Below are 22,361 nucleotides of genomic sequence, written 5' to 3' on the forward strand. Positions count from 1 at the left end.
ATTTAAGTTAGTAAGATTCCAATTTTAAATTCTCGGTATAGACATTCAATTCCTGCTAGCAAATAAAATTCGTGTATAATAAAAGAAGTGAAAGACGATTCATGATGAGGAGGAACTCCTTTTGCCGTACAAAGTAGAGCGTCTGCAAATTAATTACAAAACTTTAGAAGAATTCCAGAAATTTCGTGAGTTTGGTCTCCCAGAACTTTCTATGTTAGAAGACTTACAAGATAATCTCGTGGAGAATGACAACTACTCTTCTCCTTTCTATGGGATCTACCTACAAGAGCAATTAGTTGCCCGTATGAGTTTATACGAAGTCGATGCAAAGTATGACCGCTACTTCTCTCCCTCTCAAACCTTTTATGAACTATGGAAATTGGAAGTATTAGCCGATTACCGAGGCCTGGGACTAGGGAAAGCACTCGTAGAATTCGCTCTCAATCTAGGCCATCCCATCAAGACCAACGCTAGACATCGCTCCGATCCGTTCTGGGATCAAGTGGGCTTTACTCCCTGCAAATATAATCCGGTTCGAGATCGCGGAGAAAGCCCTTATGTTTGGCTACCAGAGGGAACTACTCTGCAAGAATGAAAATAGGAAGCCCACTTTTCAGTAGGGCTTCCTTTATCATTTGTCGACTCTCTCTAAGTTTCCATTTGCCTCCATGCGAAAGCGAGATTTCTCTGCTTCCTCTTCTTCAGACAAAATGGATAGCTTACGAGCGCGATCCATAATTTGAACTAACATCCGATAATCATCATTTACCATTCGATAATCTTTTTCTACATGATTCAACTGGCTCTTCATCTCTTGATTTTCCTGTTGCAGACGAGCCAAGTATTCCTCTCGATCCATCAACTCTTTTTCCAACTGCTTTTGTTGGCGTTTTAGCTCTGTCATCTCATTTTTATGTTGACGCAGATAGCGGATGATATGATCTAAAGAGTATACGGGATCATGTCCTTCTTGATACTCTTCAAATTCTATTCTCGGCATAGACTGACTCATATTTACACCGGTATGGGATAGAGATGGGCTACTCGAAATTCTGACACGCTCTTGACTTCTTTTTTGTCGTTGGCTTTTCGCAATTTGAATCGCAGCATCATACTGCTTACGTACTGCACTATTCCACCGAAAGCCACACGCTGCGGGAGTACGCCCCAATCTCTCTGCCACTTCTTCAAATGCAGATAGCTGAGTTCCTCCCTCTCGAATATGACGCAAGGTTATCTCTGCTAGAATCAAATCATCTTCCGTAGTCCAAGCATCTTGACGTTTGACAGCCATAGACTTCCTCCTACCTTTTTAGATCCATAGACATACTAGTCTTCGCTCTATCTGTATGCAAAACATTAGAATTGTAGTATCGACTCTACTCTTTTTTTTATTGCCGAAAGATAGTGCTTGTATACATCTAGCAGCACCTGATAGGAGGTTCATGTGTCATCTTCCGCGACGAATCAAAAAGGAGTCAACTGCCAGGCGATGCTCTTCCGTCTCCCAAAGCAATCCACATTTCGTAGCCTCTCGTTCAAATAATTCGCTACTTGACGCACCCTTTTCTACTTGTTTCGCTAGCTGTTTGTAATGCCTGATTAGACTACAAGAAAGCTTCGTATATGGATGTAACCAATGATCAAATTGATCTTCAAACGATTTATCCTCTTCGTCTAGCAAAAAATCTACCATCCCCAGCTCCATTCCTTCTCTGGCAGAGTATCTTTTTCCACTTAATAAAATGTTCATCGCAGTGGAAGAACCTACTTTTTTCATCAATCGCGCTGCTCCACCCCAACCTGTCGTAATGCCAAGACGCACTTGAATCATACCGAGCGTCGCATGATCACTTGCGACAACCCAATCACAACTCATCGCGATTTCACATCCGCCTCCGACAGCAGGACCTTCGACCCTAGCAATCGTGAGCGCAGGTAGCTGATGAATACGTTCCAAGATCCCTCCCATTCGTTTCATAATCGGTTCTATCTCCGCACAAGTATGTAATTGATGAAACTCCTCTAAATCTCCACCTGAGACAAATGCGTTTTTATCTCCTTGAAATACAATTATTTTGATCTGTGGATCTTGTTCCCACTCGGATAATAACTGCTCTAGTTCGCTCATCATCTGCTGGTTTACAGCATTTCGAACAGTTGGTCGATGAAATTGGACGATGGCAACATCACCCTTTTTATGGTACATTACAGTTTCCATTTCTAAGCATCCTTTCTCTTTTGCTTGCGACTCATGAATGCAGTTAGTATAATGTATTTGGTTATACTAGCTAAATCAAGATCATTACGAACAGCAAACCCATACATAGGAAGGAGTGGGGCTTGTGGATCGCATGTTTAAAGTATTAGGATTCTGGGCGTTTATCATTGCTATCATGTTCTTAGCAGGTGGCCATCATTTTCAAATTCCCGCAATCCTATTCTTCGTGCAAGCACTGCTATTTTATATCTTCGGTGCTATGAAACTTACCGAAAAAACCTACATGTACTTATTTGGCGGTTATATGTTTATCTCTTTCGTCGGCATGGTTTGGTATGCAAACTTTATGATGAAAATGCCAGCTTAACAAGTACAAAGCGGCCAACTGGGGAATTCTCCTTAGTTGGCTTTTTTTGTGTGCTCTACCTTGTATCTTTCGTCTGTACAAGCACTTGAAACGCTTCCCCCATCCACTGCGGGTGAACTAACTGCTTAATCGCTCGCCTTGTTTTTTCAGCTGGGGAAAATGGATCGGGAGTAGGAGATGGCATCAACTCCAAAATCCCTTGTTTGATTAAAAATTCGGACTGTAGCTGATGCGATATCGTCTTTAAACCATACTTTTCTCCCCATTGTTTGAGGGAATCAAAATGTACATGTGAAGTTAGATCTACTTCTCCTACTCTATCCGGGAGATGAGAAACAATCTGGTGCTCATGATAGCCCCGAATCGTTCCGTGGTAGCGAAAATCGGCATACAGCTCGTCCATGGACACTCCGTAATCAATGGTAAAAATAGATCCCGAATTCATCCATGTGGAGAGAGTTTGTAGCCATTTGTTAGCGAGAAGGTTCATTTCGACCCGTTGCCCTACCTGAGAGGGAATGGGAAGCTCTTGGACAGCATGAAACAGCTCTTCCGATGAACAATCTCCTAACTCCTCTATCCATTCTCCATTATCCTCCCGAATGTACACTTCTAGCCATCTCATTCCATCCCATTCCAAAAGATGAACCGGAAACGCATCTACTAATTCATTGCTATATAAAATCGTGTATTCTCCCGGCTCAATCTCTTCTACTTTTTCACACCAATTGATTGGATACGGACTCATCGGTTGTAAACGCTCTTGTTGAATCCGCCTATGCTCGCTACTTGTCTCGACTAAATAGATCTCAAGCTCATCAGAAGAGACCTCAAATCCGTCCAGAGCTCGGATGACTTGCTCCATGAGGCGACCATCTCCTGCCCCCATCTCAACTAATTTCCAGACAGAACTTTTTGACACTTGACTTGATCGCCATTTACCTACTTCGTTTCGAAACGCCTTTGCCAGCACAGTCCCATAAACATCACCCACGTGAGCATTGGTGTAAAAGTCACCTTTCTTTCCTAACTTTACACGATTCTGAGAATAGTAACCCCACTTAGGATGATAAAGGGATATATCCATAAAGTGTTGATAGGAAATGTGCTGTTTCGGATGTTCTTTGATCTTGGCTACGATCTCTTTTTTTAAACACTCCACTGTATCCACTCGTTCTTCTCCTCTCCAATCAAACAGAAAAGAGTGAACTTATTTGCCCACTCTCTGCCAAATCTTATTTAATCGATGACTCCATTACTCCACAGGCCCTGCCCAGTCTAACATGCCACCTTTTAAATTAAATAGATGAGTATATCCGTGATCTGCTAATACTTCTGCGGCGTAGACGCTACGCACACCACTCCGACAGACTAGAAGGATATTTTGCTCTTTAAATCCCTTTAATTCCTCTTGACGTTGCTCCATTTGATCGAGAGGGATATGAAGCGTACCGGGAATATGTCCACCTTCATATTCTTCTATCGTCCGAACATCCACCCATACATAACGATCTTTCTCTTCCTGATACCGATTACTTACTTCACTCGCTTCTATATCCTGATAACTCATATAAATACCTCCACCTACTTTTTGGGCAAAATTTCATTTATATACGCTTCTAATTGCGCCAAATTTAATTCTCCCATGTTTTGTCTCGCTACAATTCCTTTTTCATCGATAAAGAAAGTACTTGGAATCGGGCCCACACGGTACAAACGAGTAACATCTTTATCTGGATCCAGCCAGACAGGGAAGCTCAGATTGTACGATTTCATAAAGGAGTGAACGGCTACATCACTTTCTCCCACATTTACCGCTACAATTTCAAAGCCCTTGTCCTGATACTTTTTATATACTTGCTCCATCGCTGGCATCTCTGCTTTACATGGCTCACACCACGTACCCCAGAAATTTAACATAACTCCTTTTCCTTTTAGATCACTCAGCGACATTTTTTTGTCATCCAGTGTCGTCAAAGTAAAGTTGGGAGATACATCCCCTCTATCTGGTTGCTTCCCGCCGCTACTCATCTGATAAATTGTATAACCTACCATCACAATTAAGACTACAAAAATAAGCCGGCGTACCCAGTATCTTGTTTTCTTGTTCATCTCACTCACCTGCTAGTTAGAATCCTTGGAAGCCCGTCCACTTAATAAGATATTGAGTAATCCAAGTCAATTTATCAAAGTAAAGCAACAAACCGAAGACAATCATCACATATCCACCAATTTTCATGATTCGCTCTGAATACTTGAGAATCCAGCGTGTTTTCCCTACAAAGAAGGCCATGATAAAAAATGGAATCGCAAAGCCAACCGTATATAAAGTTGTGTAAAATAGCGCTCTTTCAGGCTCACTCGAAGCAAGTCCCAAAACTCCGCCTAAAATCGGTCCTAGGCAAGGAGTCCACCCAGCCGAATACCCAAATCCAATCAAAAACGAACTTAGATAGCTAACTCGTTTCGTGGAAATGGTAAGCTTCTTCTCTTTCATCAAAAATTTGGGTTGAAAAATTCCCGACATAAAAAGCCCCATAACCACCATTAAGATCGCGCTTAGCATCCGAATCGTCTCTTTATAGGATACGAATACTTCACCAATCCAGCTCACCGTAAAGCCTAACGCATAAAAGATTAACGAAAATCCCAACAAAAAGAAGAATGTGTGGGTCATCGTCAAGCGAATCATCTCTTTACTGCGCCCTTCCCCACGAATTTGTGTTACCGAAATCCCTGTTATATACGACAGATAGGATGGATAAAGGGGTAAACAACACGGTGAGATAAATGATAAAAAACCCGCTGCAAAAGCCAACCAAGCTGTTACATTTACGGCTACGTCCACTTCTCTCTCCCCATCTCATAATTCTCTAATTAAGATACTGCTTCTTCAAACGTGCGAATTTTTGTTCGTCAATTGGGCCCGGTTGAAAATAAAGAATCTTTCCTTTCGCATCAACCAACACTTGCGTCGGAACCCCGCTAATCTGATATTGAGTAGCAATTCCCTTCTCATTTTGCTTCGGTTGATCTAAATAAATGGGCATCGTAAGCTTGTAATTCATCACAAAGCCCTGTATATCTTCGATGTCATCTCCCGAAGTTAAATTTAACAGGACAAAATTAACATCATCTTTATGCGTTTGATACATTTTTTGAATGTCTGGTGCCTCATTTTTACAGGGACCACACCAAGAAGCCCAAAAGTTGATGTAAGTAGGCTTTCCGTTGGTTTCATACAACTCTTTTTTCTCACCTTTCAGCGATTGAGTGATGAAATTAGGAGCACAGTCCCCAGGCTTAATCCCAACTGTGCCTTCGCATAATGCTTTTTTGGGTGAAGTAGGTGAGCTTTGTTCCTTGGACGTGGAAAAGTTATATACCAAAGTCCCGATAATCGCTAACGCAATCAATACCACAATAAAGCGATTCCGTTTTTCCATCTTTACCACCTTTTTCTACCATTATCCTGCGATAAAAGGGTTATGGTTACGTTCCCTTTCAATTGTCGTCTCAGGTCCATGACCACTGTACACAACGGTTTGATCAGGAAGTTCCATTAACTTTCCTTTTATCGAACGAATGAGCGTTTTATGATCCCCACCGTATAGGTCGGTTCGACCAATCGAATCACGAAATAGGGCATCACCGCTAAATACATGGGCGCCATCGTAAAAGCTAATACTGCCTGGCGAATGCCCTGGTGTATACAACACCTTAAATTGAAACCCAGCAATCTGTAGGGTTTCACCGCCAACTAATATATGTTCGGCTGGACGAGCTGTCAGCTTCGGCATCATAGGCCATCTTCCCGATCCATTCTTCATCGGATCTGCTAGCCAGTCCTCTTCTTTCTTATGTATGTATACAGACGCACCCGTATGAGTACGAACTTCCTCTACGCCGCCCATATGATCAAAATGTGCATGGGTAAGCAAGATAGCTTCAATTGTTACATGTAGTTTCTTAATCCTTTGTAGTAACTGATCTGGATACATTCCTGGATCAAAAACGACTCCTTTTTGAGTCTGAGAATCGTATACGAGATACGCATTTGTCATAACAGGACCAAGTTCAAACATTTCTACATTCATCATAGGATCCAACTCCCTCCTCTGACATTGTACTAAAACCATTCTATTCAGCAAAGAGGACAAGACATACTTCTTTTTAATTTGGGCAATCTAATGAACAAAGTTTGTTTGAAAGGATGATCGTTTTATGAACAGAGGAACATTTCGACTCATTAGCAGTTTCGCCATTACGGCTTTATTTATAACGATTGCAACTGGATGTAATCAGGATAACAAGCCACCTTCCAACGATGCCAGCCCAAAGGCCCAAAATATAAGCTATAAACAAACCGCCCCCGACACATCCCTATCTACCAAGCAAGACAGAGTGAAAAATGATTCTGACCATCTTGTTCAATTGGCCAAACAAGTGCCTCAAGTCAAAGAAGCAAATGCGATCTCACTGGGAAAATATGCCGTTGTCGCTATTGATGTAAATCCCGATCTAGACAGTGCTCGCGTTGGCACGGTCAAATACGCAGTGGCCCAGGCACTACGAGATGATCCACAAGGAAAATCAGCGCTCGTAACAGCTGATGTTGATTTATTACATCGCATTAAAAAGATGAATGAAGAAATCAGACAAGGTCGCCCCATTGCCGGTATTATGAATGAACTAGGTGCCATCGTCGCCCGAATCGCTCCCCAGCCTTCAAACGAAGTAAAAAAGCGTGAACGTGATGAAACGAAACAAGATCGTAGAGATACGAATCAATCTCCTTCAGGTGAAAGAGGACACTAGAGACTCTCTATTTGTTTGACGGTTCATTTGCGGTATAATAGAGATATCTCGATATGTAAGGAAGTACCCACTATGAAAATCATTTGTATCCTATGTGAACAACGATTCGAGCCAGATCGGCGTCAAAAACATAAATTGCGAAAGCATCCTCATATGATTCAAATTTGTCCTGACTGTCACAGTCGCATTTCCGAACAGGTGGAGGAGCGAGAAAAATTACTACCTCCTCCTGAGCGAGTAAGTACTCGTGTTTTTGCGGGTAGGAGAAATCGTTCGAGATGGAAGAGTGCTAGTAAAGCTCTTGACAACGATTTGTCAGCCAAACGGGCAGATAGTATATAGGTATATAAAGAAGCCTTCTCTAGGGGATATTCCCGTAGAGAAGGCTTCTTTATTGTTTATCTTCAATTAGACACTTTATGTATTGTATCGTGGTTCTGCTTGGATCTGTTGGATGAGTAGCTCTGCTTGATCGAAGCGATATGATTTCGTGTGTGTGGATCCTTCTTGCTCATATGTAACTTGGTAATAATCCTTCGTTTTTTCAAACAAGAGATTTTCTACTCCGTGGTCCTCTTTTAGCATGTCTGTGAAGAATTGAACGGTGTCTTTTGCAGATCGGTCGCTGGAACGGTTTTTGGCTACGATGCTGATTTGGAGCCAGTTGTCTAGGGCATCTTCTAGGCGCATAGTGGTGATCTCCTTTTATTTTTCTAAAGAGTGAAACTTTTTTGGGGTGGTTGGTAGAGCGAATGCATCGGGGCATGTATCTGACCACAACTCAAATAGTGAGCCCGCAAAGATGTGGAAAAGCAAGTCCGCTCCGTCCTTCTTCACTTCGGGCAAGTGGCAAAACTCGCGAAGAACACGCTCAAACATTGCCACAAAACGCCCTTGCTTCGAAGCACTACGCTAAGCAGGCTCACTAACATCGCTTTGGTCAGATACATTGCCCCTGATACATTTTCGATTACTGAGTTGTTAATAGGATAAAAACAGGCCAGAAAAAAGAAAGAACGAAAAAGACAAAAATAAGACGGAAAATAGGATGGAAACAAAAATGGAAGAGAAGAAGAAGCTCTCTATATACTCTACCACTCTCTACTGAGCAAGTCTGTTTGATGGATGTGGATTAGGGGGAAAGGAGAGTCTGTCTGTTCGATTACGGCGATGTTAGCGATCCTACCTAGCGAAGTTTTCCGTAGTGTAGGGCGTTTTGGTGCAACATGTTTGAGCGTTCTTTGCGAGTTTTGCACCTGCCCGAGCGGAGGAGGACGTAGCGGACTTCCCCACTTCTCTGCTGGATCGGTATTGAGCAGTAAGCGAACAGATAGACTCTCCGGCCCTCGATCATTCAACCACCAGCCTTACTCAATCCTTACTTCCCTAACTCTTCGACTCATTCCTCTTACTAATCGTCAACCGAACCTTCGTCACCACAATCAACACAACCGTAATCAACAACGCTTGTACCATCGGAAACCGTAATACTTGCATCACCGTAATCACAAAACAGCCGATAGCCAAAAATAGATAAACCAATAGATTTTTGCGAAGTGACAATCTAGTCGCAAAGGTAGACTGATAAATAATAGCAGTCAAAACGAAGATAATCACATAGAGCGCCGGAAAATGTAAGGTACTAATCCAATCAAACACAGATATTCCTCCTAACCAAGTAATTCTTTTCGAACATAAACCATCTCATCAGCATATTCGTTTTCATCGTCAGCCGGGGTTTCTAGCACAACAGGTAGATGGTCAAAAGCGCCTGTACGTAGAAAAGCTCCCAATGCCTCTGCCCCGATTTCGCCTTTTCCAATTTTCTCGTGACGATCTTTTCTGCTATTATAAGGCGCTTTACTGTCATTAAAATGGATTGCGACGAGAGCGTCAAGGTAGCCGGTCTCTTTCATCTCTTTTACTAGCGCATCCACTGTCTCTTTATCCCAAGTACCTGCCGCAAATGCATGACAAGTATCAAAGCAAAAACCGATTTTTTCAGGGCTATCAGTCGCATTGCGAATTGCTACTAAATCACGAATCTCAAGACCTAACTCACTACCTTGGCCAGCTGTATTTTCTAACAATAGTTTAACAGGACCATCATACTCTTGAAGGATTTTGTTTAAGGTTTCAACCATCCGCTCTGTCCCATACTCGACTCCTTCGCCGACATGCTTTCCGCAGTGAACGACTGCTCCAAGTGCTCCAAACGCCTCAGCAATCTTGAGATCTTCTCGAATCGAACGAATGGTAACTTCATGAAGGTCTTCCTTTGGTGTAGATAGATTCGTTATATAAGGGGTGTGAGCGATTACGGCAATTCCTTGCTCCGCGCAGTATTCGCGACCCTTTTTTGCATCCACTTCATCTAACTTCTTCGGGCGTAATCCACGTGGGTTTTTTGTAAAGACTTGAAAAGATTGTGCACCTAGCACATGTGCTTTCTGAGCCGCTTTTTCAAATCCTTTTGCGACACTTATATGGCAACCAATTTTCATGACTTGTCCTCCTTGTTACAAAAAAAAGCGCCAATAATGAGGCGCCTTAACCTTTGAACATCATACCATTTTCATTACTTTTCCCGCAAGGCGGATTGAATTTGCTCTCTTACACCTTGAGCTGCAGACGGATCATTGGTAATAAGGGCATCGATTCCCCATTCAAATAGGATCTTCTGATAAAAGGGATCATCGACGGTAAAAGGACGAATCGCAATCCCTGCTTCATGACTACGCCTTACAATCTCCTCGTCTAAAGTAGGGAAAAACGGGTGAATCGAAGAAGCACCTAATTGAATCGCATAATCCCACGGATCAATCAGGTTGCATTCATACAAGACTCCCAAAGGAAAATGGGGGCGTAATGAATGCAAATGATGTAAGCTAAAGTGATTAAAGGAGGAAAGGACGACTCGTTTTTGGAAACCAAAACGATCTACTTCTTTTAATACCTTCTCTTCTAATCCCGGATATCGGATAATATTGTTTTTTAGCTCAATGTTTAGCCATAACGATGTAGATTCTAATAGTTCTAGTACTTCTGCTAGTGTAGGCACACGCTCCTGAACAAAATGGGGAGCAAACCAAGAACCTGCACTATGCCTGCAAATCTCTTCTAGTGTAAGATCCTTTATCCAGCCTGTACCATCCGTCGTACGGTCGATGGTCTCATCGTGTATGACCACAATCTCACCATCTCTTGCCAGATGAACGTCTAACTCAATTCCATCAGCACCAGCCCGAATCGCTTCTTGGAAAGCGGCCATTGTATTTTCGGGAGCAATCTTTGAAAAACCCCGATGAGCATAGATCTCTGTCTTCTTCACAACGTCCCCTCCAATCGATTCCTCTACAATCCCATTTGCAATGCTAGATGGATCAGTGTTCTCGTCCCTGCCCCTGTAGCCCCGTTTCGGTAGATCCCAGAGTCTTTTTGAGAGAAAGCAGGGCCCGCAATATCAAGGTGAACCCAAGGAGTATCCTCTACAAAATGCTGTAAAAACACTCCTCCCTGAATGGCTCCAGCAGCACGACCTCCCTCATTTTTGACATCTGCAATATCACTATGCAAGTAGTAGTCGTATTCTTCCTCTAATGGAAATTTCCAGACTGGTTCGCCAGCAAGCCCCGCAGCTACGGACACATCTTGTAACAACGTATCATCATTTCCGAGCATCAGCGTTTTCTCACGTCCCAAACAAACCACTGCCGCTCCTGTTAACGTTGCGATATCTACTAACTTAGTCGCACCCAGTTTCCTTGCGTAAGCGAGGCCGTCTGCTAGGATTACCCTACCCTCCGCATCCGTATGAGTCACTTCGATCGTCTTCCCACTCATCGTGCTAAGCACATCGCCCGGGCGGTAGGCATGGGAACCTGTCATATTTTCACACGATACAATGACTGCAACCACATTGCAGTGAGGTTTTAGCGTGCCAATCGCATCCATAGCTGCTAGTACCGCAGCCGCCCCACTCATATCCGACTTCATCTTATCCATACCTTCATGCGGCTTTATTTGAAGGCCACCGCTGTCAAACGTAACACCTTTTCCGACAAGTCCGAGTACCTCCTCGTCATCGGGTGCTCCTTGATAACGCAACATAATTAGTTTGGGCGGCTCAGCACTTCCTTTCGCCACCGCAAGAAATGCATGTGCATTCAATTCTTCCAAACGATCTTTATCTACTATATCAATCTCTAAGCCACAACGCTTGGCTACCTCGTCCGCATAACTAGCCAATACCGTTGGTGTCAAATGGTTCGAAGGCTCATTGCACCAAGTACTTGCTTTCTTACTTGCTTCTGCAAATACTCCCCCTCGTTCCATCCCTACTTCAATCGATGTCTTGCTAAGCGTTTGCTCTGAGAATACGACTTTTTGAATCCCTGTACTACGGCTTATTTGTTTGTAGCTAGGCAATTCATAGCAACCTAACTCCACACCTTCTACTACTGCTTGCACTAAATCTGCGGAACCGAAACGTTTCTCTAAGAACTCTGGTACGCTAACAGCAAGCTCTTTTACCCCGCTTTGCTGTGCCTTTCGCGCACCTATTGCTACACATTGCCGAAATCTCTGGGAACTCCATTTCTTCTCGTTGCCCATCCCCACCAAAACTACCTTCTGTGCTGCAATTTCGCCTCGTGTATGTAGCAACATACATTCTTCGAAACGACCGGTAATCTCCTCAGAATCCATCAGTTGAGAAAGGTAGTGATTTAATCGTAAATCAATCAACTTCCCTTCCTTAGATAAATGAAGAGTGTCGGTGACGAATAAGATAACAGCATCTACTGCTACTTGACTTAAAGCTTTCGAAGTACGATTCCATTCCATACACATCCCCACTCTCTCCATAAAAAATAACGTGTGCCTATACAGGCTACACGTTATTTTTCGACATCAACTTGCTGAAACCTTTTATTGAAATATTCAATAAGATGCCTCGTCTATAAGGCTTCTAACATAATCATCTCTCGGCGTAATTCTACTAGGCGTTTTTTACTCTCTTGAATCTTCTGCGAGCAGTTTTCCATCATGGCTTCATGAAGAAGAGCCAATTCATAGTCGAGTTCTAGGCGTAAAACAGGTATGCGCTCCTCTGGCCCTTGGCATTTGAACGCTTTTAATACCTCTTCCATCATTACCTGCACCCCTTTTTATAGGTGATTTATTTATGCTTTTCACCAGTTGTTGGAAAAGTTGAGCTTGATTTCAGGATGCCCGCATATCCACGAGAATAAACATCTCCACTATGCGATTCATTTTTAGTTGATTCTCTACGTTCATAGCATAGTTTGCATATTTTATGTGAAAAAGACACGGTAAATGTAATAGAAAACTCATTAAATCCTATTATTTTTTTCACAATTACAAGTAATAAGACTTTCATGTAACGAGACATATTCCTGTAAAATGATTGGTATGATCTCCAATTCAGGTTACAATAAAAGAAAATCAAGTAGATTAAGGTGATTTCATGACAACCAAAATGCAAATACCTGTATTTACCGAATCAGACTTCTCTGTATTTCAGATTCCTGGATTAGAAAATCGCATGGAAGCATTACAAAACACGATTCGTCCCAAGTTTGAGGCGTTTGGCCAAGTCATTGCGCAAAATCTCACAGCCCAGCTAGGCGATGAGGTATTTGTCCACATAGCAAAACACGCTCGTAGAACGGTGAATCCGCCTGATGAAACGTGGGTGGCATGGGCTACTAATAAGCGTGGGTATAAAGCACATCCTCATTTTCAATTAGGTTTGTGCGGGACACATTTGTTTGCATGGTTTGCGTTAATTTATGAATGTGATAAGAAGCAACCTTTTGCCCGTAAGTTACAGGAACAATTACAGCTCTGGAATCAGATTCCTAAGAGTTTTTATGTTAGTGAGGATCATACGAAGCAGGATGTTATTCCAGTTCAGGAAGTGACAGAGACTCGGATTGTGGAGGTCTTGGATCGTTTATCGAAGGTGAAAAAGGCAGAATTTTTATGTGGGTTAGTGATTCCTGCTGAGGAAGTAGCGGGGTTATCGGGTGAGGAGCTTTTGAAGAGGTTAGAGGGGACGTATGAAAAGTTGGTACCGTTGTATCGATTTGCTTGTCAGGCATAGGAGTATATGAATGATGGTAAGAGGTTTATCTACTTTACTAATCCGAATGGTAAAATAGATAAACCTCTTTGTTGTGCGTCTCTCCCATTATCAAAATACTTCCCTTCTATTACGAAACCATTTTTGTTATACTAAATCGTCACGCAAATTATGATAGAAGGTAGGTGGCGTATACGATGAATCAGCAGCGTACTCCTTTGTTTACACATTTGAAAGCGCATGCAGAGCGAAATCCGGTCCAGTTTCATATTCCTGGTCATAAGAAAGGACAGGGCATGGATCCGGAGTTTCGGGAGTTTATAGGGGATAATGCTCTATCGATTGATCTGATTAACATTGCCCCTCTTGATGATCTACATCATCCTAAAGGGGTGATTAAAGAGGCTCAAGCTTTAGCCGCAGAAGCGTTTGGCGCGGATTATACATTTTTCTCTGTGCAGGGGACCAGCGGAGCTATTATGACGATGGTGATGTCAGCTTGTCATCCAGGTGATAAGATTATCGTCCCTCGAAATGTACATAAGTCTGTTCTCTCCGCCATTATTTTTGCTGGAGCCCATCCTATTTTTATTTATCCAGAAATGGATAAAAAGATCGGGATCGCCCATGGTATTACCATCGAGCAGGTGGAGAAAACCATTGAGAAGCATCCGGATGCCAAAGCGGTATTAGTGATCAATCCAACTTATTTTGGATTTGCAAGCAATTTGAAAGAGTTAGTTGAGCGCGTACATGCCCATGGAATTCCCATATTGGTGGATGAAGCGCATGGCGTTTTAACTAATTTCCACGAACGTTTACCGATTTCCGCTATGGAAGCAGGGGCCGATCTAGCCGCTACTTCTGTCCATAAATTAGGCGGTTCCTTAACACAAAGCTCCATCTTAAACCTAAAGAGCAATATGATTTCTCCAGAACGTGTTCAATCGATTATCAGTATGCTAACAACCACTTCCACTTCTTATATCTTGCTAGCATCACTTGACACAGCACGCCGTTATCTGGCTACAAATGGCCATGCAATCGTAGAAAACACACTTCGACTCGCTGACACGGCACGCAAACGAATTAACGAAATTCCGGGACTCTCCTGTCTGACTCGTGAATGTTTAGTTCCTGGAAACGATGCTTTGTTTGATATGGATGAAACCAAATTAGTCATTCATTTAAATCATTTAACCATTAATGGCCATGATGCAGAAGTTTGGCTACGAGAAAACTATAATATCGAAGTAGAACTAAGCGATCTCTATAATCTACTATGTCTCGTTACCCCTGGAGATAGCGACGAAACCATTCAAATCTTGACCCAAGCACTTGAGGACTTATCCAAACATTTTTATTCTAAAACAATGTCTACCAAGAAAGAGATCCATCTACCAGAAATCCCTGATCTCGTCCTCTCACCACGAAATGCCTTTTACTGTAAGACGATTACCATTCCTTTCGTTGAATCGGCTGGTCAGATCATGGCAGAGTTCATCATGGTATACCCACCAGGCATCCCGATCTTAATGCCCGGAGAGCGTATTACCGAACAAAACATCGCCTATATTCGCGAACACATCGAAGCAGGACTACCCGTTCAAGGAACAGAGGATTCCACCATTGAGTTGGTAAGAGTGATCAAAAAGCTAGAAGAAGATTAGCGTTAATAAAGATAATACGATACGAAAGAAGAGGTTAACCTATAATGGGTCAACCTCTTTTCTCTATCACCCTATTTAACCTATTTCTACTACTCTAGCACTCTCTATTACGCGACCACTTATGATTAATCAATCCTACTATATCATCTTCACCAGCATCACAATCACTTGGACATGCCCCGTATAAAACACCCGACTTCTCACCTTCCACAAACGCAATAACCCGATCACAACGTTGACAAACGATCATCTCCATCTCGTTATCCCCCCACCTATTTATCATTCCAACAGTATTTAATATGTACTTATAATATATTATGACATACTAATTACGTCAATAAAGGAAATATAATTCCGCTATTTAGACATGTATGTAAGAAAAAGACCATAAAAAATGCCCCATACGGGACAAATAGCAGCCATGCAAATAGGTTATACTAAATCATCATCAAAAAAATCGGGTTCCTCTATATCAGGCTGATAATACGCGATCAATCTATTTTCAAATGAGGAACAAATTTCCGTAAATAAAGTAATATCCTCATCATGAATGTGGCTTAATGGGTTTGATTCGACTACAAAGATACCATATACATTTTGCCTCAGATAGAGAGGGATACAGATTAGGATGCGGTTCAAATTTCTCTCTCTATATAAACCCCCACGAACCGCCGTAATACTTAACGGGCCCTCACCGAATTTTTGAACCGGAGGTAAGCCAATAGATCCCGATTCATGACGACGGATGAACTCTGGATATTCGGTTAAATAGACAGCAACTCCCTGATAATCCTCTACTCTCCTTTGGATGTGCGCACATACTTTTTGAAACATAAGAGGAAGATCTTTGCGATGCTTATCAATCAAATCTCCTACTTCTAATCGTATCTCATCTAATAAATCAGCCTTATCCACGTATGATCCCCCTTCATTTCTCTTCTTTATATTCTATACGAATCATTTGGAAAATTCGAATTCAACATGCTACTATGAAGTAGATACACGCTGGCAAAACGTGAGAGGAGCAGAACTCGTGAAAAAAAGTACTTATATACGTCTAGTAAATGGATCTACTCAACCTGATATTTCCCTCGATGAGGTGCACTCCCTGCTTGATCTGTATGTTGCTCGAATGAAAAAAACAGGCGAACAACTGGATTGGGATTATGCCTCGGCTGCTTTTCCTTATGAGCCGATCGTTCGAGAAGAAAATGGAATCTCTTATCTAACCCTTACCTCCACTGATCCAGAGCTTTATCATGGATTTTGGCTAGGAGTGGGGAAAGAGGAAGATAACACTCCTTTTATTCAAATCGTCCTTCCGAGGTCCGCTACCCATGGAGATGTGGGGAAGGCCAATGAATATGCTAAGTTTTTAGCAAAAGAATTAAAGGGTCAACTATCTTTATTCAATCAAAGTGTACTTCATAACGAATTTAAAAAATAATCACGTAAACGAAGGAATCTCCTAGCCATCAGAGGCAAGGAGATTCCTTTTCTTACAAATGTAGTAAGGGTAGTATCTCGACAAATACATAGGCCGTCATGCTACCGATCACAGAGCCTATGAAGACATCCGTTGGATAATGAAGAGCTAGATAAATCCTTGAATATCCTACTATGATTGCAATGGGGATCAATAAAAAGATAAGCATCGCATCATATAAACAAAATGTCGTAGCAACAGCAAAAGCGGCAGTAGTATGCCCAGACGGAAAAGAATAGTCAGTAAGTGAATTCGGAAACGCATGCAAGTACTCATGCTTCAGATGCGGGCGTATTCGGGGAAGTAGCCATTTTAGAATTTGAACGATTAAATGACTTACTCCGAGTGCTAGTAATCCTGGAAGTGCCCACATTTCCGTATCTTCCTCTAAACAAATATACCATGCTACTAAGAATCCAATCGTAGCAGTCGCACCTCCGAGATGCGTAAAACGTGGTAATAATACGTCCAGCACTCTGCATTTCCAATGACGATTTACATAAGCAACCAGTGCTTCGTCTGATCGAGCAACCCATGTTGCCAGACGGCTCATATTCCCCAATTCCATCTGTATCCCCCCTTACTCCTATCATAAAAAGCCATTTTTAATCAAAGATAAACGGGGTGTTAATGTTTTATCATTAACACCCCGCTTATTTAATTAGCGATATTGCCCAAACATGCGGAACAAAATTTTATACTTTTCTTCAAGGGTTGGATACTGTTTCCAAAACCATTCTCCAAACAAGAAAAGATCTAAGTGAAGGTGAACGCCTTCGTTATTTCCCTTCGCACCATCGCTGGTACCTGAATTTCCTACATTACCAATATAGTCTCCTGCTTTGATCTTATCTCCCACACGAAGCTTGGGTTCGGTTCGAGAAAGATGGATATAACGAGCTAGTAAGCCATTCGAGTGCTGAATCCATACCGTTCTACCACGTACACGATCCAACAGATCCTGAGGAGTTTGTCCATTATTATTCGTAGCTGCTGCTAATATTTTTTCTCGCTCTGGAGTGGTCATCTCTTTATAATCGTGATCCACACGGACAATAACACCTTCTGCCAGTGAGTATACAGGTGTATTCTTCGTAACCGGTACCCCAATTGTAGGCGTATAGAAGTCGACTCCTTCATGAATCCCATTGCGATATGTTCGAGCTGCTCCTGGGATCGATGAATCACTTTTTTTCATCTTCGATCCTTTGATCGGAGTCTGAACAAACGAAAGATAATTAGCCATCTCATCCGCACTCATCTTAGAGATCTTCTCTTTATTTTGAGCATACGATTTGGCATCGCTTGAATCGGATGAGGGCTGGAATACCCCTTCTAAAAATGATTCTGGGAGCCAAAAATCTTTTTCCTCCCACCTCATATTCCCGCCGGTAAGCGGATGATAGATTCCATTTCGCATATAGACAGGGACATTTCGTACCAATTGGTAGTTCTCTTGATTCACTGTCAATTCCACTATGCCGTCTACTTCTCTACTCTTCGCTTGAATCAACTTTGATTGAACGAGGTTCGTTAATGGATAATAAGTGGTTCCACTGATCTTTTTTGATGGTAGACTTTTCATCTGTTGTACGGCAGGAATTGATGTTCCCTCGTTTTTCTTTGACGAATCCCCCGACTCCGCTGGCTTAGTAGTAGGTGGGCTCGATCCTAGATCAAACTTGCCTAACCAAGCATAGTTATCTGGAGGGAGTAGTACTAGGATAATCGTCAATAAAACCGCTGCTACATAAATAGATGGTCTTTTCATCAATATCTCCTTTATTTCATCAAAACAAGATTAATTCCTATCATAGCATAGGGTATTGACCTGCTCTAGTGTCCAACGTGTAACATTTATGCGATCAAAAAACATCATTCCATTGCTGAATGAAACCTTCCAAGACTGCTTCTGTTTGTTGATAATGATCTAAATCTACATTTTCTGAAAGCATGGCTTGGAGTTCTTCATAGTACTCTGTGCTTTGCTTACTTGCAATCGCTCGTAGGCGGTGAAACTCATCTTGCCAAACTTGCTGAAAATGAGACCCACACTTCTCTTCCATCACGGTTATCTCTGGAATGACGAGTTCCTCTAACCGTTGTTTCATTGATTCCCTCATTTGAAAGCGCTCTTTCTTCTCAAAGAAAGCTTTGGCATTGCGATAATGGGACATCTGCTTCCGAAAGTCAGATACATCCACATTTTCCATCACGCCCGCTAATTCAGGCATAGAAAAAGCAGTTGTAACCTCTGTACTCCACTGAAACCCCGCGGGATAAGCCAAAACTTTCTCCCCTATGTCACGAATATGTTGCTCCAGGCGAATGCGCATCCATTTCTCAATACGAAGGGTAGTGGCACGATATTCTTGTAACAAATCATGTTGCAAGAATTGAATCAGCTCTAATAGACATGCTTGCAGTTGCGCTTTGATATCTCCTAAGTCTTCGCGCAAAGAGCCTGGATGAAAAATCGTCGGAAATTCGTCCTGAAAACGCAAGAACCAACGTTGCTGGACATAGTAGAAAAGTTCATGAATCTCCTGTTGCAAAGCTTGTTGATCGGTTCCCGTCTCGTAGGTAGCAATCAACTGCTGAACTTGTACCCGTTCTTTCTCTAATTCGACCTGGCGGTTTTGCTTCTCTTCGATCCCTATTTGAGTCGTTTGAATGATCTGTTTTGTCATTTGGAGTGCTCTTCTTACATCTTGATGAATGCTATGTAGCGAAAGATTCATCAGATCATGGTGAACAAACTGTGCAAAGGCTTGTTCAAATGGGGCAAAACCAGAATCCATTAGGAATGCATGTGCTGGTAATTCGGCTTGCTCCTTTGATTTCTCCAGTAATCCCCATAAGCTTGAAACAGCAAACATTCTAGGCTCACGAATTCCAAATTTTAATAGCTGATGCTGTAAATACGTTTGAACCTCTGCCAGTTCATCCTTCGATCTTGCTAAATCAGCCGCATTGGTGATAAAAAACATCTTATCCATCGCAAAGGAGTCTTTTACTCGTCCCAGTTGAATCAAAAACTCCCGATCCGCTTTGGAAAAAGCATGGTTATAGTACGTCACAAATAAAATCACATCAGCATTCCGGATATAGTCAAATGCAACTCCTGTATGACGTGAATGAACCGAATCAGCCCCCGGTGTATCGACTAATGTGATCCCCTGTCTCGTAAGCAGGCAGTCATAATATAGATTTGCATACTCGATAAAACAAGATTTCTTTTCATTTGCTACATACTCTTCCATCTGCTCTAACGAGATTTGAATCTCGCTCCCTTGATGAAGTGTAAACCACTTGATTCCCTCTTGAAGCGCTTGCAAAAATGGAATCACCGTTTTCTGACTAGGAGTCATATTCTTCATCTCTAGTAGCGAAGGAATCTTTTGGATCGCTTGGTCGAGATGCGATGCCTCTTTATGAAATAAACGATAGATTGCCGTCAGCTCCGCTAATAGCGTTTCAGCCGATTTTACTTTTAGTCGAACCTGACCATGCGCATTTCGATCATCGGGAGGACCAATTTGATTAATCGTTGCCGTCATCGGTTGAGGAGAGACAGGAAGAATTTCAGCCCCAATTAAAGCGTTGGCAAAAGAAGATTTACCCGCACTAAATGCACCAAACAATGCAACGGTAAACTGCTTCTTTTCAGCACGTCCCCGCTTACTATGAATTTCAGCTAAAACCGTTTGTACGCCGCGAATCTCTTGTAAAGACTCTTCTATTTCGTTTACACGCTCTAAAAATATCCGATTTCGTTCGCTGCTATCTGTAAACGAAATCGATTTTGGAGTAGTGCGTGCTTCTTCGTGCTCCTCATTTCGTACAGGCTTTGCTTCTTTAACAGTGGAAGATACGTCTTCTTTTATTAACTTTTGCCATAACAAATCCGTAGAGGAAGATACATGTGAAGTTCCTTGTTTTCGTCCCTCATCTATCCACGAAAGATCAAGGGTCTCCTCCAAATTAGGCTCTCGCCATCGTTGTTCAAGTAGCTCTCTTTCTCCCATAAGCTCCAGGTCGATTTGCCCGAGAGCATCTTTCGCCTTCACTACTTGTTGCAAGGAGCTTGCTTCTTCGTCTAGTTGATCTTGTTCGGTTTTAATTTGTTCCTTCAATCTGGGGTTAATCAGCTCACTCTGCCAACGAAGAGCCTGATTTCGAACCAGACGCTTCATTTGATTGGCTACATCCTCTGTATAAACCAATACCGCATTGCCCGTTAAACCTGTTCCAGCCTTATATGCACCTTCTAGCAGAGAAGGCTTCAACTCCAGCTTCTCTGACATAATTTGTTGGCCCATCTGCTCGTCAAATAAGCCGTGTTGCTTACAAAACTGAATGGTGTAATTACGTATATGTAATTCTAACTGAGTATACACAGTCTCCTGCAATTTCGTAAAAAATATCTGTGCACGGCGTTGCTTCTCTTGATGCGTCTTCCCAGCTGAAAATAAGAAGCCTACCTTAAAATTAGGTTGTAGCGATTCCAGATAGTCTCTGCCTAATTCACGCACTTCAGAAGGCATAAGATATGCATTTTTACAGATCTCATCTACGCCTTTGATAAAAGATACTTCCACTTCTTCCAATCGGCCGGATAGTTCAGCTTGCTTGTCACGGTGCTGTTGAACCTGTCTTTCTACTTCATCACCCGAAATTCCACTACCTTCGATGATCTGCTCCCACGAGTTACGCTCCTCCTGCCTATCATCCGCCAGTTGGCCCAAATACTGCTCTATCAAGTATTTTGCTTCTGCTTCCACTACTTGTATACTCAGCTCTGCGCGATGCTCAATCCATTTATGTAAATCACATTTTAATGATTCTAACTCATTATGTTCATGTCTTATGTCACGCAAGGAAGTATAATAGATGCCCTCTACTTGAAGATCCCAATTTTCAAACGTTTGCTTTACATTCTGCTGGTAGCTTATAAAAGATAGCTCCTGATCACGATGTTTATCAATCTGATTGATCACGATATAGATCTTCTTATTTCGTTCCGCCAGCCCTTTTAAAAATTGCAGATTTCCCTCCGATTGCACGTGATTGTAATCCATCATAAATAAAATTAAATCTGCCATATGTAAGGATGATTCTGTAGCAAGCCGGTGAGCATCATCCGTAGAATCCACTCCAGGTGTATCCAGTAGAGAGACACCTTTTGGCAGAGAGATCGATTCCTTTGAAACCTCTACTGCCATGATATCTTCTCCATTTTTACATAGCTCTCGTAAGTCTTCATCCATATACGAGCCAGCAAACGTATACCTTTCACCATTTGTTAATACGAGCGTTACTTGATTCTCTCCATGCCGGATCTCAACCACATTGGCACTAGTCGGAATCGGACTTGTCGGTAAAATCTGCTCTCCAAACAGCTCATTCATCATTGAAGATTTACCCGCAGAAAAATGACCACAAAAAGCGATGCTAAATTCTTGTTGAAACACTTTACGCATCAAATCCTGTAGCTTATTTGCATAATCCATTTGATCGTTTTCTTTCATCCGTCGAGATACATATTCTAATTGATGTAATAAGATCTCATGTTGTTTTTTTATCATCGATTCCCATACCCCTAGCAAGCGATTTCTTTTTTCTCTATCTTAAAACAACTCACCTTTTTGGCCAATAAAAAAAAGAGGGAGAGGCCCCTCATTCAAGTATGT

28 protein-coding genes are annotated in these 22,361 nt (G+C 42.1%); 8 read left to right on the forward strand and 20 right to left on the reverse strand.

From position 1 onward, the window contains the following. Window positions 1-121 precede the first annotated feature (121 nt). Complete coding sequence (locus EDD57_RS01290) at window positions 122-595, forward strand: N-acetyltransferase (RefSeq protein ID WP_131847559.1); 474 nt, start codon at window positions 122-124, stop codon at window positions 593-595. Window positions 596-631: 36 nt separating this feature from the next. On the opposite strand, the gene EDD57_RS01295 is transcribed toward EDD57_RS01290, so the two are convergent. Both EDD57_RS01295 and EDD57_RS01300 read right to left on the reverse strand, forming a co-directional pair. Beyond that, window positions 632-1,294 carry an RsfA family transcriptional regulator gene (locus tag EDD57_RS01295; RefSeq protein WP_131847561.1) on the reverse strand — a complete coding sequence of 221 codons (663 nt, stop codon included), beginning with the start codon at window positions 1,292-1,294 and terminating at the stop codon, window positions 632-634. Between the two features lie 156 nt (window positions 1,295-1,450). Continuing rightward, window positions 1,451-2,221 (reverse strand): enoyl-CoA hydratase/isomerase family protein, encoded by a 771-nt coding sequence (locus EDD57_RS01300; RefSeq protein ID WP_131847563.1) that lies wholly within the window; start codon window positions 2,219-2,221, stop codon window positions 1,451-1,453. Window positions 2,222-2,354: 133 nt separating this feature from the next. Here EDD57_RS01300 and EDD57_RS01305 point away from each other — a divergent pair, with 133 nt between their 5' ends. Continuing rightward, entirely contained in the window at window positions 2,355-2,588 is a 234-nt protein-coding gene (locus tag EDD57_RS01305) for a DUF2626 family protein (RefSeq protein WP_243649399.1), read from the forward strand. A gap of 55 nt (window positions 2,589-2,643) precedes the next feature. On the opposite strand, the gene EDD57_RS01310 is transcribed toward EDD57_RS01305, so the two are convergent. From EDD57_RS01310 to EDD57_RS01335, 6 genes are all read right to left on the reverse strand, one after another. After that, the gene (locus EDD57_RS01310) at window positions 2,644-3,759 is read right to left on the reverse strand and encodes a class I SAM-dependent methyltransferase (protein ID WP_131847565.1); all 1,116 of its coding nucleotides are present in this window, start codon (window positions 3,757-3,759) and stop codon (window positions 2,644-2,646) included. A gap of 84 nt (window positions 3,760-3,843) precedes the next feature. Next, on the reverse strand, window positions 3,844-4,158 hold the full coding sequence (locus EDD57_RS01315; protein WP_131847567.1) for a rhodanese-like domain-containing protein: 315 nt from the start codon (window positions 4,156-4,158) through the stop codon (window positions 3,844-3,846). A gap of 14 nt (window positions 4,159-4,172) precedes the next feature. Next, window positions 4,173-4,700 (reverse strand): thiol-disulfide oxidoreductase ResA, encoded by a 528-nt coding sequence (gene resA / locus EDD57_RS01320; protein WP_131847569.1) that lies wholly within the window; start codon window positions 4,698-4,700, stop codon window positions 4,173-4,175. A gap of 16 nt (window positions 4,701-4,716) precedes the next feature. Next, complete coding sequence (locus tag EDD57_RS01325; protein ID WP_131847571.1) at window positions 4,717-5,436, reverse strand: cytochrome c biogenesis CcdA family protein; 720 nt, start codon at window positions 5,434-5,436, stop codon at window positions 4,717-4,719. A gap of 25 nt (window positions 5,437-5,461) precedes the next feature. Beyond that, window positions 5,462-6,034 carry a TlpA family protein disulfide reductase gene (locus EDD57_RS01330; RefSeq protein WP_131847573.1) on the reverse strand — a complete coding sequence of 191 codons (573 nt, stop codon included), beginning with the start codon at window positions 6,032-6,034 and terminating at the stop codon, window positions 5,462-5,464. A gap of 21 nt (window positions 6,035-6,055) precedes the next feature. Further along, a complete protein-coding gene (locus tag EDD57_RS01335; protein WP_131847575.1) occupies window positions 6,056-6,688 on the reverse strand; it encodes an MBL fold metallo-hydrolase in 633 nt (210 codons plus the stop codon). Between the two features lie 124 nt (window positions 6,689-6,812). Between EDD57_RS01335 and EDD57_RS01340 the strand changes: the two genes are divergently transcribed. Beyond that, window positions 6,813-7,406: a YhcN/YlaJ family sporulation lipoprotein gene (locus tag EDD57_RS01340; RefSeq protein ID WP_131847577.1), complete on the forward strand. Its 594-nt coding sequence runs from the start codon at window positions 6,813-6,815 to the stop codon at window positions 7,404-7,406. Between the two features lie 72 nt (window positions 7,407-7,478). Continuing rightward, window positions 7,479-7,748 carry a DUF2197 domain-containing protein gene (locus EDD57_RS01345; RefSeq protein ID WP_131847579.1) on the forward strand — a complete coding sequence of 90 codons (270 nt, stop codon included), beginning with the start codon at window positions 7,479-7,481 and terminating at the stop codon, window positions 7,746-7,748. Between the two features lie 75 nt (window positions 7,749-7,823). Here EDD57_RS01345 and EDD57_RS01350 read toward each other — a convergent pair whose 3' ends face one another. Next, window positions 7,824-8,096 carry a hypothetical protein gene (locus tag EDD57_RS01350; protein WP_131847581.1) on the reverse strand — a complete coding sequence of 91 codons (273 nt, stop codon included), beginning with the start codon at window positions 8,094-8,096 and terminating at the stop codon, window positions 7,824-7,826. 41 nt (window positions 8,097-8,137) lie between these two features. On the opposite strand from EDD57_RS01350, the gene EDD57_RS01355 reads away from it, so the two are divergent. Next, complete coding sequence (locus EDD57_RS01355) at window positions 8,138-8,335, forward strand: hypothetical protein (protein ID WP_131847583.1); 198 nt, start codon at window positions 8,138-8,140, stop codon at window positions 8,333-8,335. Window positions 8,336-8,497: 162 nt separating this feature from the next. Here EDD57_RS01355 and EDD57_RS01360 read toward each other — a convergent pair whose 3' ends face one another. The 6 genes from EDD57_RS01360 to EDD57_RS01385 all read right to left on the reverse strand — a co-directional run bounded on the left by EDD57_RS01360 (window position 8,498) and on the right by EDD57_RS01385 (window position 12,559). After that, window positions 8,498-8,764, reverse strand: coding sequence for a hypothetical protein (locus tag EDD57_RS01360; protein WP_131847585.1), 267 nt, complete (start codon window positions 8,762-8,764; stop codon window positions 8,498-8,500). Window positions 8,765-8,792: 28 nt separating this feature from the next. Continuing rightward, window positions 8,793-9,065: a YlaH-like family protein gene (locus EDD57_RS01365; protein ID WP_165873623.1), complete on the reverse strand. Its 273-nt coding sequence runs from the start codon at window positions 9,063-9,065 to the stop codon at window positions 8,793-8,795. 11 nt (window positions 9,066-9,076) lie between these two features. Then, on the reverse strand, window positions 9,077-9,910 hold the full coding sequence (locus tag EDD57_RS01370; RefSeq protein WP_131847589.1) for a deoxyribonuclease IV: 834 nt from the start codon (window positions 9,908-9,910) through the stop codon (window positions 9,077-9,079). A 74-nt stretch (window positions 9,911-9,984) separates the two neighbouring features. Further along, window positions 9,985-10,737, reverse strand: a complete 753-nt coding sequence (locus EDD57_RS01375) for a glycerophosphodiester phosphodiesterase (protein ID WP_243649392.1) — start codon at window positions 10,735-10,737, stop codon at window positions 9,985-9,987. Between the two features lie 23 nt (window positions 10,738-10,760). Beyond that, window positions 10,761-12,251: a leucyl aminopeptidase gene (locus EDD57_RS01380; protein WP_165873624.1), complete on the reverse strand. Its 1,491-nt coding sequence runs from the start codon at window positions 12,249-12,251 to the stop codon at window positions 10,761-10,763. Window positions 12,252-12,364: 113 nt separating this feature from the next. Further along, complete coding sequence (locus EDD57_RS01385; RefSeq protein ID WP_243649393.1) at window positions 12,365-12,559, reverse strand: hypothetical protein; 195 nt, start codon at window positions 12,557-12,559, stop codon at window positions 12,365-12,367. A gap of 335 nt (window positions 12,560-12,894) precedes the next feature. Here EDD57_RS01385 and EDD57_RS01390 point away from each other — a divergent pair, with 335 nt between their 5' ends. Both EDD57_RS01390 and EDD57_RS01395 read left to right on the forward strand, forming a co-directional pair. Then, window positions 12,895-13,533 (forward strand): YktB family protein, encoded by a 639-nt coding sequence (locus EDD57_RS01390; RefSeq protein WP_243649394.1) that lies wholly within the window; start codon window positions 12,895-12,897, stop codon window positions 13,531-13,533. Between the two features lie 176 nt (window positions 13,534-13,709). Continuing rightward, window positions 13,710-15,182, forward strand: coding sequence for an aminotransferase class I/II-fold pyridoxal phosphate-dependent enzyme (locus EDD57_RS01395; RefSeq protein ID WP_131847593.1), 1,473 nt, complete (start codon window positions 13,710-13,712; stop codon window positions 15,180-15,182). Between the two features lie 94 nt (window positions 15,183-15,276). Here EDD57_RS01395 and EDD57_RS15075 read toward each other — a convergent pair whose 3' ends face one another. Next, a complete protein-coding gene (locus tag EDD57_RS15075; protein ID WP_131847595.1) occupies window positions 15,277-15,438 on the reverse strand; it encodes a GapA-binding peptide SR1P in 162 nt (53 codons plus the stop codon). Window positions 15,439-15,614: 176 nt separating this feature from the next. Further along, window positions 15,615-16,097 carry a hypothetical protein gene (locus EDD57_RS01405; protein WP_131847597.1) on the reverse strand — a complete coding sequence of 161 codons (483 nt, stop codon included), beginning with the start codon at window positions 16,095-16,097 and terminating at the stop codon, window positions 15,615-15,617. A 118-nt stretch (window positions 16,098-16,215) separates the two neighbouring features. Between EDD57_RS01405 and EDD57_RS01410 the strand changes: the two genes are divergently transcribed. After that, window positions 16,216-16,629: a DUF1885 family protein gene (locus EDD57_RS01410; protein WP_165873625.1), complete on the forward strand. Its 414-nt coding sequence runs from the start codon at window positions 16,216-16,218 to the stop codon at window positions 16,627-16,629. Window positions 16,630-16,681: 52 nt separating this feature from the next. On the opposite strand, the gene EDD57_RS01415 is transcribed toward EDD57_RS01410, so the two are convergent. The 3 genes from EDD57_RS01415 to EDD57_RS01425 form a co-directional block, all read right to left on the reverse strand. Further along, entirely contained in the window at window positions 16,682-17,236 is a 555-nt protein-coding gene (locus EDD57_RS01415) for a phosphatase PAP2 family protein (protein ID WP_131847601.1), read from the reverse strand. Between the two features lie 93 nt (window positions 17,237-17,329). Beyond that, entirely contained in the window at window positions 17,330-18,439 is a 1,110-nt protein-coding gene (locus EDD57_RS01420; protein WP_131847603.1) for a M23 family metallopeptidase, read from the reverse strand. 94 nt (window positions 18,440-18,533) lie between these two features. Next, window positions 18,534-22,256 (reverse strand): dynamin family protein, encoded by a 3,723-nt coding sequence (locus tag EDD57_RS01425; protein WP_131847605.1) that lies wholly within the window; start codon window positions 22,254-22,256, stop codon window positions 18,534-18,536. Window positions 22,257-22,361 lie beyond the last annotated feature (105 nt).

The organism is Baia soyae (assembly GCF_004341445.1).
In the GTDB taxonomy this organism is placed as follows: domain Bacteria; phylum Bacillota; class Bacilli; order Thermoactinomycetales; family Thermoactinomycetaceae; genus Baia; species Baia soyae.